Below are 12668 nucleotides of genomic sequence, written 5' to 3' on the forward strand. Positions count from 1 at the left end.
GACCGGCCTCCTCGAACCGGAGCGCGGGGCCTTAGGGTTCGTGCCATGGCCTTGCAGATCAGCGCCACGAAACCGGAGCACCCCGCGCTCCTGCTCGCGCTCCCCTGGGACACCCCGCTGGAGGAGTGGCCCGAGGAGTACCTCGTGCCGCTCCCCCGCGGCATCTCCCGGCACGTGGTGCGCTACGCCCACGCCGGCGACGAGGTGGTCGCCGTCAAGGAACTGGCCGAACGGCCCGCCCTGCGCGAGTACGAGCTCTTGCGCGACCTGGACCGGCTCGGCATCCCCGCCGTCGACCCGCTCGCCGTGGTCACCGGCCGCACCGACCCCGCCGGCGCCCCGCTGGAGCCGGTGCTCATCACCCGGCACCTGCGCGGCTCGATGCCCTACCGGTCGATGTTCGAGACGACCATGCGCCCGGCGACCATGCACCGGCTCATGGACGCCCTCGCCGTGCTGCTGGTCCGCCTCCACCTGGCGGGGTTCGCCTGGGGCGACTGCTCGCTGTCCAACACCCTGTTCCGGCGGGACGCGGGCGCCTACGCGGCCTATCTGGTCGACGCCGAGACCGGCGACCTGCACCCCCGGCTCAGCCCCGGACAACGCGACTACGACCTGGACCTGGCCCGCGTGAACATCAGCGGGGAGCTGCTGGACCTGGAGGCGTCCGGCGCGCTGCACCCGTCCGTCGACCCGGTCGAGTTCGGCCACGAGATCTGCACCCGTTACCACGGCCTGTGGCAGGAGCTGACCCGCACCTCGGTGTACCCGGCGGGCAAGTACCACTACATCGAGCGCCGGATCCGCCGCCTGAACGACCTCGGCTTCGACGTCGCCGAGATGCAGATCGAGCACTCCTCCAACGGCGACACCGTCACCTTCGTGCCCAAGGTCGTCGACGCCGGGCACCACCAGCGGCAGCTGCTCCGGCTGACCGGTCTGGACGCCGAGGAGAACCAGGCCCGGCGGCTGCTGAACGACCTGGAGAGCTGGATGGCCACCCAGGACGACTACGCGCCCGGCGATCCCCTCGCCGCCCGCCCGGAGGTGCTCGCCCACCGCTGGGTGCGGGACGTGTTCCGGCCGACGGTGCGGGCGGTGCCACCGGAGCTGCGCGGCTCCATGGACCCGGCCGAGATCTACCACGAGCTCCTCGAACACCGCTGGTACCTGTCCGAGCGCGCGCAGCACGACATAGGTCTCGACACCGCCGTCAAGGACTACATCGAGAACGTCCTGCCCAAGGCCCGGGCCGGCCTGGAGACGGCCGACCCGGAGTAGGTCACTCGTGCGGGACCACGGCCACCGGGCAGTCGGCGTGGTGCAGCACCCCGTGCGCGACCGAACCGATCCGGGCGCCGACGGCCGTACGGCGCGCCCGGCGCCCGACGACCATCAGCTGGGCCCGGCCGGTCATCGACAGCAGCACCTGGGCGGCGCTGCCCATCTCGACGTGCTCGGCCACGGGCACCTCGGGGAACCGCTCCCGCCACGGCCGGAGGGCATCGGCCAGCGCCTGCTTCTCGTACGGTTCGAGACCGCCCGCGTCGTCCAGCAGCTTGAGCGAACCGGGGCTGTAGGCGAAGACCGGCGGCAGGGTCCAGGCCCGGACGGCCCGGACGGCGGCGCCACGGGCCGCCGCCGTCTCGAACGCGAACCGCAGCGCCGCCGCGCTGTCCTCGGGGCCGCCGTGCTGGCCGACCACGACGTCCCGGCCGGCCGCCTCCGCCGCGGGCTGGTCCTCGGCGCGCACCAGGACCACGGGCCGGGTCGCCTCCGCGATCACCTGCTGGCCGACCGAGCCCAGCAGGAACCCGACGACGGGTCCGTGGCCGCGCGAGCCGAGCACCAGCATCTCGGCGTCGGCCGCCGCGCCGGCCAGCGCGTGCGCCGCCGCGCCCTCCACCACGTCGGTGGTCACCGTCAGCTCGGGGTGCCGCTCGGAGATGGTGCGCACGGCCTGCGTGGCGCCCTCCGACACCCACCCGCGCTGGGTGTCCCGGTCGGCGGTGGCGAGCGCCTCGGCGTACCGCCAGGCATGGACCACCCGCAGCGGCAGCCCGCGGCGGACGGCCTCCCGGGCCGCCCAGTCCAGCGCGGCCAGGCTCTCCGCCGTACCGTCCACCCCTGCCGTGATCGGGCGTGTCATCCGTGGGCCTCCTCGTCGTCGTGTCCTCGGGTTCCGGGTGCCCGCTGTCGGGCGCCGGTGCGCACGGTCATGATGATCTCTTCCACGAACCGCCGCACCGGTCCCCCGGGCAGCGGGCGCGCTGGATGGTCACTGTCAGGCAAGTACCGGTCTCCGTCGGACAAGCGCGTCCGGGCGGACCGACCATACGATGGCCTGGAACCGGTGCGGTGTCCGCATGACACCGGCCGGGGGGGATCCGACACTCGGGTGGGAGACGTATGGCACAGGCCGCCGACACCGCGCGGACCGTCATCCTGACCGTGGACGACGACCCGGGGGTATCCCGTGCCGTCGCCCGCGATCTCAGGCGGCGCTACGGCGAGTCGTACCGGATCGTGCGCGCGGAGTCCGGCGAATCCGCGCTGGACGCCCTGCGCGAGCTGAAGCTGCGCGGCGACCTCGTCGCGGTGATCCTGGCCGACTACCGCATGCCGCAGATGAACGGCATCGAGTTCCTGGAGCAGGCGCTCGACGTGTACCCGGGGGCGCGCCGGGTGCTGCTGACCGCGTACGCGGACACCAACGCGGCGATCGACGCGATCAACGTGGTCGACCTGGACCACTACCTGCTCAAGCCGTGGGACCCGCCGGAGGAGAAGCTCTACCCGGTCCTGGACGATCTGCTGGACGCGTGGCGCAACAGCGCCTACAAGCCGGTGCCCAGCACCAAGGTCGTCGGGCACCGCTGGTCGGCGCGCTCCTCGGACGTGCGGGAGTTCCTGGCCCGCAACCAGGTGCCCTACCGCTGGTACTCGGTGGAGGAGCCGGAGGGGCAGCGGCTGCTGGCGGCGGCCGGGCAGGACGGGCAGCGGCTGCCGCTGGTGATCACCCCGGACTGCACGGTCCTGGTGGAACCCGAGGCGCCCGAGCTGGCCGCGCACGTGGGCCTGGCGACGACACCGACGGCCGACTTCTACGACCTCATCGTGATCGGCGGCGGCCCGGCCGGGCTCGGCGCGGCCGTGTACGGGGCCTCCGAGGGCCTGCGGACCGTGCTGGTGGAGCGCTCGGCGACCGGGGGGCAGGCCGGGCAGAGCTCCCGGATCGAGAACTACCTCGGCTTCCCCGACGGGGTCTCCGGCGCCCAGCTCACCGACCGGGCACGGCGGCAGGCCGCCAAGTTCGGCGCCGAGATGCTGACCGCCCGTGAGGTGACGGGCCTGGAGGTCAACGGGGCCGCACGCGTCGTACGGTTCGCGGACGGCTCGGCGATCGCCGCGCACAGCGTGATCCTCGCGACCGGGGTGCAGTACCGCCAGCTGGAGGCGGCGGGCTGCACCGACCTGACCGGCTGCGGGGTGTTCTACGGCTCGGCGCTGACCGAGGCAACCTCCTGCCAGGGCCAGGACGTGTACATCGTCGGCGGCGCCAACTCGGCGGGCCAGGCGGCCATGTACCTGTCCCGGGGCGCGAAGTCGGTGACGCTGCTGGTGCGCGGCCCGGACCTGTCGGCGTCCATGTCGCACTATCTGATCCAGCAGATCGGCGAGGCCCCGAACATCTCGGTGCGCTGCCACACGGTCGTCGAGGAGGCGCACGGCGCCGAGCACTTGGAGCAGCTGACGCTGCGGAACACGGTGACCGGGGAGACGGAGCGGGTCGACGCGCAGTGGATGTTCGTGTTCATCGGCGCCGCCCCGCTGACCGACTGGCTGGGCGAGGCGGTGCTGCGCGACCGGCGCGGGTTCATCCTGGCCGGGCCCGACCTGACCGCCGACGGGCGGCCACCGGCCGGCTGGGAGCTGGACCGGCCGCCGTACCACCTGGAGACCAGCATCCCCGGGGTGTTCGTGGCGGGTGACGCGCGCTCCGAGTCCGCCAAGCGTGTCGCCTCCGCCGTCGGAGAGGGAGCCATGGCCGTGATGCTCGTCCACCGTTACCTGGAGCAGTCGTGAGCGGGCAGGTCGTGGCGTGCAGCCCGCAGGAGGTCGGCTCGCTGTTCCTCTTCGAGAAGCTCAGCGACGAGCAGCTGGGCCGGCTGTGCGCCCAGGGGCGGGTGGAACTGTTCCAGCCCGGCCCGGTCTACGCCGAGGGCGACCCGGCCACCCGCTTCTACGTGATGATCGAGGGGGCGGTCGTCCTGTCCCGCCGGGTCGGCGGTGACGACGTGGAGGTCATCCGGACCTCGCAGCCCGGGGTGTACGGGGGCGCGATGCAGGCGTACCTCGGCGACCGGGTCCCGCAGGTCTACAACAACTCCATGCGGGTCACCGAGCCGACGCGGTTCTTCGTGCTGCCGGCGGAGCTCTTCGCGGACGTCGTGCGCGAGTGGTTCCCGATGGCCGTGCACCTGCTGGAGGGCCTGTTCTTCGGGACGAAGAACACCCAGGCGATGATCGGGCAGCGGGAGCGGCTGCTGGCGCTGGGCTCGCTGTCGGCGGGGCTCACGCACGAGCTGAACAACCCCGCCGCGGCGGCGGTCCGGGCCACCGCGACCCTGCGGGAGCGGGTCGCGAAGATGCGGCGCAAGCTCGGCCTGATCGCCGAGGGCCCCTTCTCCCGCGATGTGCTGGCGCGCCTGGTCGAGATCCAGGAGCGCACCGCGGAGCGGGTGGCGAAGGCCCCGGCGCTCAGCCCGCTGGAGGCCAGTGACCGGGAGGACACGCTCACCGACTGGCTGGAGGACCACGGCGTCGAGCGGGCCTGGCAGCTGGCGCCCACCTTCGTGCAGGCCGGGGTCGACGTGGACTGGCTGGAGCAGGTCGCGGCAGCGGTGGACCAGGAGATCCTGCCGAACGCGGTCGGCTGGCTCAACTACACCATCGAGACCGAGCTGTTGATGAACGAGATCGAGGACTCCACCGCCCGCATCTCGCACCTCGTCGACGCGGCCAAACAGTACTCGCAGCTCGACCGGGCGCCGTACCGGGTGGTGGACGTGCACGAACTCCTCGACAGCACGCTGCTGATGCTCTCCGGGAAGATCGGGCGGGGCATCGAGGTCGTCAAGGAGTACGACCGCGCGCTCCCGCCGGTGCCCGCCTACCCGGCCGAGCTGAACCAGGTGTGGACCAACCTGGTGGACAACGCCGTCTCGGCCATGAACAGCGCGGGCGGCCAGGGCACGCTGACCGTGCGGACGGCGCTCCACAACGAGCAGTTGCTGGTCGAGTTCCGGGACACCGGTCCCGGTGTGCCGCCGGAGATCAAGGACCGGATCTTCGACCCGTTCTTCACCACCAAACCGGTCGGCGAGGGCACCGGGCTCGGCCTGGACATCTCCTGGCGGATCGTCGTCAACAAGCACCACGGCGCCCTGCGGGTGGAGTCGGTCCCCGGCGACACCCGCTTCCAGGTGCTGCTCCCCCTGACCGCCGAGACGCCCGACGAGGAGCCGGTATGAACGACATCGAGGGAATCGACCCCAGCGTCCCGCCCAGCGGCACGGGCTGCGTGGAGTGCGAGGAGGCGGGCGGCTGGTGGTTCCACCTCCGCCGGTGCGCACAGTGCGGGCACGTCGGCTGCTGCGACGACTCCCCCTCGAAGCACGCCACCGCCCACTACCGCGAGACGGGACACCCGATCATCCAGAGCTTCGAGCCGGGCGAGGACTGGTTCTGGGACTTCGGCACGGACCAGCTGTACGGCTCCGGGCCCGCCCTCACTCCCCCGGACTCCCATCCCGCCGACCAGCCGGTGCCGGGCCCGGCGGGCCGGGTGCCGGCGGACTGGGCGCGGACACTGCGCTGAGGAACGCGACGGCCGGGCCGGGGGCGACCCCGGCCCGGCCGTCGCGTGTCCTGGGCACTGCCCTCAGCGGGCGCAGTCGAGGCTGTCCAGGTCGACGGCGTCGGCCATGGCCTGCATGCCCTTGTCGTTGGGGTGCAGGTGATCGCCGCCGTCGAGGAACGGCAGCATGCGCTCGGGGTCGTACGGGCTGCGCAGCACGCGGTCGAAGTCGGTGACGGCGTCGAACTCGTCGCTGCCGCGCAGGTACCGGTTCACCTCCTGCCGTACGGCTTCGCCGGCCGGGTCCCATTCCGGCCAGCCCTTGAACGGTCCGACGGTGGCGGCGACCACGCATGTGCCGGCCGCGTGCGCCCGGCGGGCGATCTCCCGGTAACCGGCGATCAGATCGTCGGCGGTGACCCCGGTGTGGGCCTTGATGTCGTTCACGCCCTCGAAGAGGAAGACCGTGCGCACCCCGGGCTGGGACAGCACGTCCCGGTCCAGCCGGTGCGGAGCGGCCTGTCCGGCGCCGTCGGCGAGGACCTTGTTGCCCGAGATGCCCTCGTTGGCCACGCCCTGGACGGGTCCGCCGGCCGCGTTCAGGCGCCGGGCGAGGTAGTCGGGCCAGCGCCGGTTCAGGTCGGTGCCGGACTGCCAGCCGTCGGTGATGGAGTCGCCGAGCGCGACCACGGCACCGCCGGCCGCCCGGGAGGGCCGTACGGCGACCGAGTCGATGTACCACCAGGACCCGGTGGTCCGCGTCCAGTGCGTCCCGCTCTCCTCGGCGGTGTACTCGCCCGGTCCGGTGTACGACGTCTGCATCGCCATCCCGTGGCCGGTGGCCGGGCCGGCCGCGTCCGGGGTGCGCAGACTGACGACCAGGTCGGTGCCGGCGGCGATCCGGCCGGGCAGCGGGTCGCTCCAGGCGACGGCCCCGGCCGGGACGGTGACCGTGCGGGCGCCGCCGAAGGTGAGCGGCCGGTTGCTGCCCGGCCGCAGGGCGGCGCCCTGGGCACGCACTCCCGCGTGGACGCCGTCCAGGGTCAGCGGCCGGTCGCCGAAGGCGTTGGTGAAGCGGACGCGGAGGTCGCTGCCGCCGACGCTGGTGTGGACGACGAGCCGGTAGCCCTGGCCGGCCGTGCCCTCGCCCATGCGGTCGGCGCTCGCCGCCCAGGTGACCACTCCGGTGGCCCGGGTGGCCGACTCGGGCAGGGCGGCCGACTCGGGCGGGGTGGCGGCCCGGGCGGCGGGCGCGGTCTGGAGGGCGACGGCGGTGAGCAGGACCGCGAGGACGCGCCGGCGGCGTGCGGGGCGGGCGCTCACCGGGCGAGGTCCCGGAGCGTGACGGTCTCGCCGGGCCGGACGCGGACCGTGCGGAACGTCCCCGCGTATCCCACGGAGGTCGTGGTGCCGCCGACGCTGCGCAGCCGTACCTCGGTGGGTTTCCCGTCCCGCCACCGAAGGTCCACGAGGAAGCCGCCGCGGGCCCCGGCACCGGTGAGCGAACCGGCCGCGGCCCAGGCGTCCGGGAGGGCCGGCAGCAGTTCCAGGTGCCCGGGGCGGGAGTAGAGCAGCATCTCGGCCACGGCGGCCGGGGTGCCGAAGTTGGCGTCGATCTGGAAGATGCCCCGGCCCCGCTCGACCTCGTAGATGTCGAAGAGGTTGGGCGCGGTGCCGTTGCCGCCGCCGGTGGAGGGGCGCAGGTTGGTGACGACGAGCTGGTAGGCCTTGTCGGCGTTCTTCAGCCGGGCCCAGCACAGGGCGCGCCAGGCGTTGGCCCAGCCGAAGCTGTTCATGCCGCGCGCGGTGAGCAGGGCGGTGGCGCCGGTGACGATGTCGGCGGGGGTGGAGCCGTCGGGCCGGATGCGGTCGCCGGGGAACAGGCCGACGAGCGGGGAGAGGTGCCGGTGGGTGGTCTCGCCGAGGTCGTCCGGCGACATCCACTCCTCCAGCAGGCCGGTCTTGGGGCTCACCACGGGCAGGTACAGCTTGTCGCGCAGGGCGCCGACGGTGCGCGCGTACCCGGCGTCCCGGCCCAGCTCACGCGCCGCGGTGCGGTAGTTGCCGAAGAGGGCCCACACCAGTTCCTGGGCGTAGGTGATGCCCTTGGCGTCGAGCGGGCCCTGCTCGGGGGACCAGTCGCTGTCGGCGATCAGCACCTCGCGGCCGTTGTCGGGCAGCGTGGTGGTGAGCAGCCGGGCCACCCAGAACTCGCAGGCGCCCTTCAGCAGCGGGTAGATCTTCTCCAGGTGGGCGCGGGACCGCGTGTACTCGTAGTGCTCGAACAGGGAGTTGCACAGCCAGGCGTTCCCGGCCGGGTGCCACCACCAGCCTCCGCCGCCGAAGGGGTTGGTGGAGATGGCGAGGGTCCAGCCGGCGTTCTCGCCGCTGGAGTTGCGGTAGCGGTTGCGGGGGTCGTTGAAGAGCCTTCGGGTGAGGTCGGTCCAGGAGGGGAGCTGGGCGACGCAGTAGTCGGTGAACGCGTCGAAGCAGGACGACAGGCCGGCCCGGTCGGCCATCCAGTAGTTCATCTGGAGGTTGATGTCGGTGTGGTAGTCGCCCATCCAGTCCGGGTCGTTGCCGTCGAGCCAGGGGCCCTGGAGGCCGAGCGGCAGGCTGTCCCGGGAGCCGGCGATCATCAGGTACCGGCCGAAGTGGACGTAGGCCGCTTCCAGTTCGGGGTCGGGCACGTCGTCGCGGGCGCGGGCCTGGATCCGCTCCCAGGTGTCCAGGGCGCGCTGTTCGGCGGAGGAGGTGCCGAGGGAGAGCCCGAACCGGTCGAACAGGGCGCGGTGGTCGGCGACGTGGGTGCGCAGCAGGGTGCCGGCGGAGTGCCGTGCGGCGGTACGGACCTTGGTGCGGGCCAGTGCCCGGGGGTCCAGGCCGGGGTCGCGGTAGTGGGCGGCGGCGTCGGGGGTGTAGTTCGTGCCGCCGCTGAGTACGACGGTCAGTTCGCGGCAGCCGGTGAACTCCAGGCGCGAGCCGGTCGTGCGGACCGTGCCGCCGTCGCCGCGCGCCTCGACGGCGGCGCCGTAGCGCAGGCCGCCGGGGAAGGCACCGGCGAAGGAGTCCGCCGTGCCGTTCTCGCCGTGGGTGCCGTCGAGCGTGATCGTGCCGGTGTACCGGCCGCCGCCGCTCTGGCTGAGGTGCAGCACGATGACGTCGTCGGGGTGGCTGGCGAACATCTGCCGCCGGTAGGTGACGCCGGAGCGGACGTAGGAGGTGGTGACCACGCCCTGGGCGAGGTCGAGGGTGCGGCGGTAGCCGGTGACGGCGGACAGGTCGTGGTCGGGGATGTCGACGGTGAGCCGGGCGAGGAGGGTGAGGGAGCCGAAGTCGTCGCGTCCGTAGGGGAACTGGCCGTCGGCGTCGAGGGTGTCGTTGAGGCCGCCGGTCCACATCGTGACGTCGGTGACGAGGAGCACCTCCCGGCCGGGGTCGTTGGTGGCGAGGGCGCCGAGGCGGCCGTTGCCGACGGGCAGTCCCTGCTCGATGAGCGAGTGTTCGTCGGCGGGGGCCCGCCACCACAGCCGGTGGCGGGCGTCGGCGGAGGGCACCGCGGTGGGCCGGCGCGGTGCGGCGGTGGCGGTGAAGGCGGGCAGTGAGGCGAGGGCTCCGGTGGCCGCGGCGAGCGCGAGGAAGCCGCGTCTGCTGGGCGGGGTGGGTATCACGGCGGGCTCCGAACTTCCGTGGCGTCAGCGCGGGGAGGAGGGGACGTCGATGCGGTCGATGTCCGGGGCGTAGTCCGAACCGCTGTCGAAGGTGACGGTGTTGCTGCCGGCCTTGAGGGTGACGGGGACGCTGACCGTCTCGACGGTCCCCCAGTCGCCGGTGGAGGGGAAGCTGTGGCGGGTGGCGGCGCCGGAGTTGGCGGAGACGTTCACCGGGCGGGGGTCGCCGCTGACGTAGGCCACCTTGATCAGGTAGGTGCCGGGGCGGTCCACGACCACGTCGTTGAAGCGGAGGGTGCCGCCGACGTAGAGGTCGCCGACCTTCTTGCCGCCGGAGCAGGCGGAGCAGTCGGTCACGGAGGCCCGGCCGCCGAGGGTGTTGGCGCCGGCCTCGGCCTCGTAGCCGGTGGTGGTCAGGGCGCTGCCGCGCGGGGTGACGGTGAACAGCCGGGAGCCGTGGGCCGGCAGGGCCTCGGTGATCCTGTTCTTGTAGGAGCCGAGGTTCTCGTGGTTCCACAGGTCGCGGACGGACGCCTTGCCGGTGAAGCCGAGGGAGGAGAAGTCGGCGGTGACGGCGGCGGGGGCATCGGCGAGGTTGAACAGGGCGACGGTGTAGGTGCCGTTGGGGTTCTTCGCGGCCCACACCTGCTGGGGGTCGGAGGGGGTGACCGGCCGGGCGGGCGGGGAGTCGCCCTGGTCGACGGCGATGACCTCACGGTTGGTGAGGAGCTTCACGCCGTAGTCGTCGAGCTTCGTCAGGTCGTCGCCGGTGTAGAGCGGGGACTTGGCGATGGCCCACAGGGTGGCGTAGGTCTGCCGTTCGGCCTTGGTCAGACCGTCCATGGCGCCGTTGCCGACGTCGAGGGAGTCCAGGTCGTTCCAGCCGCCGGGGCCCGCGTGCCTCGTCCAGCCGGGGGTGTCGGTGAAGCGGTCGTCCACCGAGTTCTCCCAGCTGACGAGGGTGTTGCAGTAGCACTCGACGTCGGTGTCGACGCGCCAGCCGTTGGAGTACTTCTTCCAGTCGGCGGCGTGGCCGATGTCCAGGGACCAGGAGATCTCCAGGTGGACGGGGCGGCCGGTGGCGGCGATCGCCTTCTGCCAGGCCGCGACGTCGGCGACGTTGTCGTAGTTCTCGCCGCTCTTGAAGGAACCGGGCCCGACGCCGTCGAGCTTGAGGAAGTCGTAGCCCCAGGAGGCGATCAACTGGGCCTGGGAGTCGATGTACTTCTGGGCGCAGGGCTTGTCGAAGTCGAGTTTGTAGGCGCTGTCCCAGCCGTTGGTGGTGCGCAGGTCGCCGTAGACGATGTCGGCGGTGGTGCAGCCCTCGGCGTGCCGGACGGGCACCTTGCCGTCGCCGTACGCCTCCTTCTCCAGACCGACGGGCAGGTAGATGCCGGCCTTGAGGCCGAGGCCGTGGATGTGGTCGGCCACCGCCTTCATGCCGTGCGGGAAGCGGACCGGGTCGGCCTGCTGGCGTGCGTAGGCGTCGAACTCCGGTTTCCAGTCCTTGTCCCGCCACCAGCCGGAGTCGATGTTGACGTAGGTGTAGCCGTACGGCTTGAGCCGGGCGGCGAGGGCGTCGGCCTGCTTGAGGACGTTCGCCTCGGTCAGATAGCTGAAGTCGCCGTCCGGGTTGAGGCCCGGGTACTTGGACGACTGCATGCTCCAGCTGGACCAGCCCATGTAGGGCTTGGCGGCCAGGACGGGTGCGGTGTCGGCGTGGGCGGTGGCCGGGGCGGCCGTCGTGAGGCCCGCGGTGAGGGCGAGGACGACGGCGGCTCCGAGCCCGCGAGCGGGCAGGACGGACGACGAGGGTGACCGCATGGGTCTGCCTCCTGGTGGGTTCGGGTCGGGGCGGCTCAGCCCTTTCCGCGGGCGGGGTTCTCGGTGATGAAGGTCTGGATCGCGGCGGCGGCCGCGCCCCGCGCCCACTCCTCGAAGGGGAGCGGGCGGGTCCGTACGTCGCACCGGGCGGCGGACCCGAAGGCGGCCGTGGTGAACGCCTCCCGGATCTGTTCGGCGAAGAGGTCGTAGGCGGCGAGCCCCTCACCGGAGATGATCACGCGTTCGGGGCCGAGCAGGTTGGCGACGGTGGCGATGCCCCGGCCGATGGCCTCGCCCGCCCGCGCGTACACCTCGCGCGCGCCGGGCAGGTCCTGGTGGGCGAGGGCCACGGCGGCGGCGCTGTCGGGGACCTGGTGCCCGGTGACCTCGCGCATCCGGGCGACGATCGCGGCGTCCCCGGCGATCGCCTCCACGCAGCCGCGGTTGCCGCAGTGGCACGGGGGCCCGGCGGGGTCGACGACGAGGTGCCCGATCTCGCCGGCCACCCCGTGGGCGCCGGCCACCACCCGGCCGTGCACCACGAGTCCGCAGCCGATGCCGGCGCCGACGGTCACCACGGCGAAGTCGCTGAGCCCCGCTCCGGCGCCGAACCACCGCTCGGCGACGGTCAGCGCGCGGACATCGTTGTCGACGGTGACCGGCAGTCCGCAGGCGGTGGCGGCGAGTCCGGCCAGCGGCACGTCCCGCCAGTCCAGGAACGGCGAGTAGCGTACGGCTCCCTCGGCGCGGTCGACGTCGCCGGACACGGCGATGCCGAGGCCGGCCACCGGCGCGCCCGACTCGGCGGCGTGGGCGAGGAGTTCGTGGACCAGGTCCGCGATCGAGGCCAGAGCGGGCCCGGCGGCCCGGTCGGGCAGGGGGGTGCGGCGGGCCAGGCGGACCCGGCAGCACAGGTCGGTCAGGACGGCGATCAGCTCGTCCCCGGTCGCCTTCACCCCGATGAACAGGGCGCGTTCGCCGTTGACCCGGACCAGGCCGGCGGGCCGGCCGAGGGCCGGGCGGGCCTCTTCCACCGGGCCCTCCCCCGGGCCGGTGCCCCCGGCCGGGTCACCGCCCTCCACCAGGTATCCCGCCGCCAGCAGGGGTCGTACCGCCTTGGTCACCGCGGCCGGGGACAGCCCGGCCCGGCGGCCCGCCTCCAGGCGGGTCAGGGGGCCGTGGGACAGGACCGTCGTGAAGACCTGGGCAGCGGCGGGCGTCTGCGCCGGGAAGGTCTCGGCGCGCGGGGTCGAGCGCATGGCACGGGAACCTAGGGCTCTTATTTTCCGCTGTCAATAAAAGAAACAGCGGTT

The 12668-nt window shown here is 73.1% G+C and carries 9 protein-coding genes; 4 read left to right on the plus strand and 5 right to left on the minus strand.

Annotated features, from left to right (window positions below; all coding sequences use genetic code 11):
- The first annotated feature begins 45 nt into the window (after window positions 1-45).
- Complete coding sequence (locus tag IE273_RS17235) at window positions 46-1281, plus strand: DUF4032 domain-containing protein (RefSeq protein ID WP_189816067.1); 1236 nt, start codon at window positions 46-48, stop codon at window positions 1279-1281.
- Between the two features lies 1 nt (window position 1282).
- On the opposite strand, the gene IE273_RS17240 is transcribed toward IE273_RS17235, so the two are convergent.
- A complete protein-coding gene (locus IE273_RS17240) occupies window positions 1283-2149 on the minus strand; it encodes a universal stress protein (RefSeq protein ID WP_189816068.1) in 867 nt (288 codons plus the stop codon).
- A 260-nt stretch (window positions 2150-2409) separates the two neighbouring features.
- On the opposite strand from IE273_RS17240, the gene IE273_RS17245 reads away from it, so the two are divergent.
- The 3 genes from IE273_RS17245 to IE273_RS17255 are packed head-to-tail and all read left to right on the plus strand — an operon-like array spanning window position 2410 to window position 5881.
- Window positions 2410-4086 carry an NAD(P)/FAD-dependent oxidoreductase gene (locus IE273_RS17245; RefSeq protein ID WP_189816069.1) on the plus strand — a complete coding sequence of 559 codons (1677 nt, stop codon included), beginning with the start codon at window positions 2410-2412 and terminating at the stop codon, window positions 4084-4086.
- The gene (locus IE273_RS17250) at window positions 4083-5534 is read left to right on the plus strand and encodes an ATP-binding protein (RefSeq protein WP_189816070.1); all 1452 of its coding nucleotides are present in this window, start codon (window positions 4083-4085) and stop codon (window positions 5532-5534) included. The genes IE273_RS17245 and IE273_RS17250 overlap by 4 nt, the downstream gene beginning before the upstream one ends.
- Window positions 5531-5881: a UBP-type zinc finger domain-containing protein gene (locus tag IE273_RS17255; protein WP_189816071.1), complete on the plus strand. Its 351-nt coding sequence runs from the start codon at window positions 5531-5533 to the stop codon at window positions 5879-5881. The genes IE273_RS17250 and IE273_RS17255 overlap by 4 nt, the downstream gene beginning before the upstream one ends.
- Before the next feature lie 63 nt (window positions 5882-5944).
- Here the strand turns inward: IE273_RS17255 and IE273_RS17260 are convergent, their stop codons facing one another.
- The 4 genes from IE273_RS17260 to IE273_RS17275 are packed head-to-tail and all read right to left on the minus strand — an operon-like array spanning window position 5945 to window position 12614.
- Entirely contained in the window at window positions 5945-7183 is a 1239-nt protein-coding gene (locus tag IE273_RS17260) for an SGNH/GDSL hydrolase family protein (protein ID WP_189816072.1), read from the minus strand.
- On the minus strand, window positions 7180-9531 hold the full coding sequence (locus IE273_RS17265) for a glycosyl hydrolase family 95 catalytic domain-containing protein (protein WP_189816073.1): 2352 nt from the start codon (window positions 9529-9531) through the stop codon (window positions 7180-7182). Before IE273_RS17265 ends, IE273_RS17260 begins: the two co-directional genes overlap by 4 nt.
- A 24-nt stretch (window positions 9532-9555) precedes the next feature.
- The gene (locus tag IE273_RS17270; protein ID WP_189816074.1) at window positions 9556-11355 is read right to left on the minus strand and encodes an alpha-galactosidase D; all 1800 of its coding nucleotides are present in this window, start codon (window positions 11353-11355) and stop codon (window positions 9556-9558) included.
- A gap of 35 nt (window positions 11356-11390) precedes the next feature.
- Window positions 11391-12614, minus strand: coding sequence for an ROK family transcriptional regulator (locus tag IE273_RS17275; RefSeq protein ID WP_189816075.1), 1224 nt, complete (start codon window positions 12612-12614; stop codon window positions 11391-11393).
- Window positions 12615-12668 lie beyond the last annotated feature (54 nt).

Source organism: Streptomyces olivaceoviridis (assembly GCF_014650115.1).
Taxonomy (GTDB): Bacteria; Actinomycetota; Actinomycetes; order Streptomycetales; family Streptomycetaceae; genus Streptomyces; species Streptomyces olivaceoviridis.

What these genes read in the sequence shown, in the direction of transcription:
- IE273_RS17235 (WP_189816067.1), top strand. Translation starts at nt 46, where the DNA reads ATGGCCTTGCAGATCAGCGCCACGAAACCGGAGCACCCCGCGCTCCTG.
- IE273_RS17245 (WP_189816069.1), top strand. Translation starts at nt 2,410, where the DNA reads ATGGCACAGGCCGCCGACACCGCGCGGACCGTCATCCTGACCGTGGAC.
- IE273_RS17275 (WP_189816075.1), bottom strand. Translation starts at nt 12,614, where the DNA reads ATGCGCTCGACCCCGCGCGCCGAGACCTTCCCGGCGCAGACGCCCGCC.
- IE273_RS17240 (WP_189816068.1), bottom strand. Translation starts at nt 2,149, where the DNA reads ATGACACGCCCGATCACGGCAGGGGTGGACGGTACGGCGGAGAGCCTG.
- IE273_RS17255 (WP_189816071.1), top strand. Translation starts at nt 5,531, where the DNA reads ATGAACGACATCGAGGGAATCGACCCCAGCGTCCCGCCCAGCGGCACG.
- IE273_RS17270 (WP_189816074.1), bottom strand. Translation starts at nt 11,355, where the DNA reads ATGCGGTCACCCTCGTCGTCCGTCCTGCCCGCTCGCGGGCTCGGAGCC.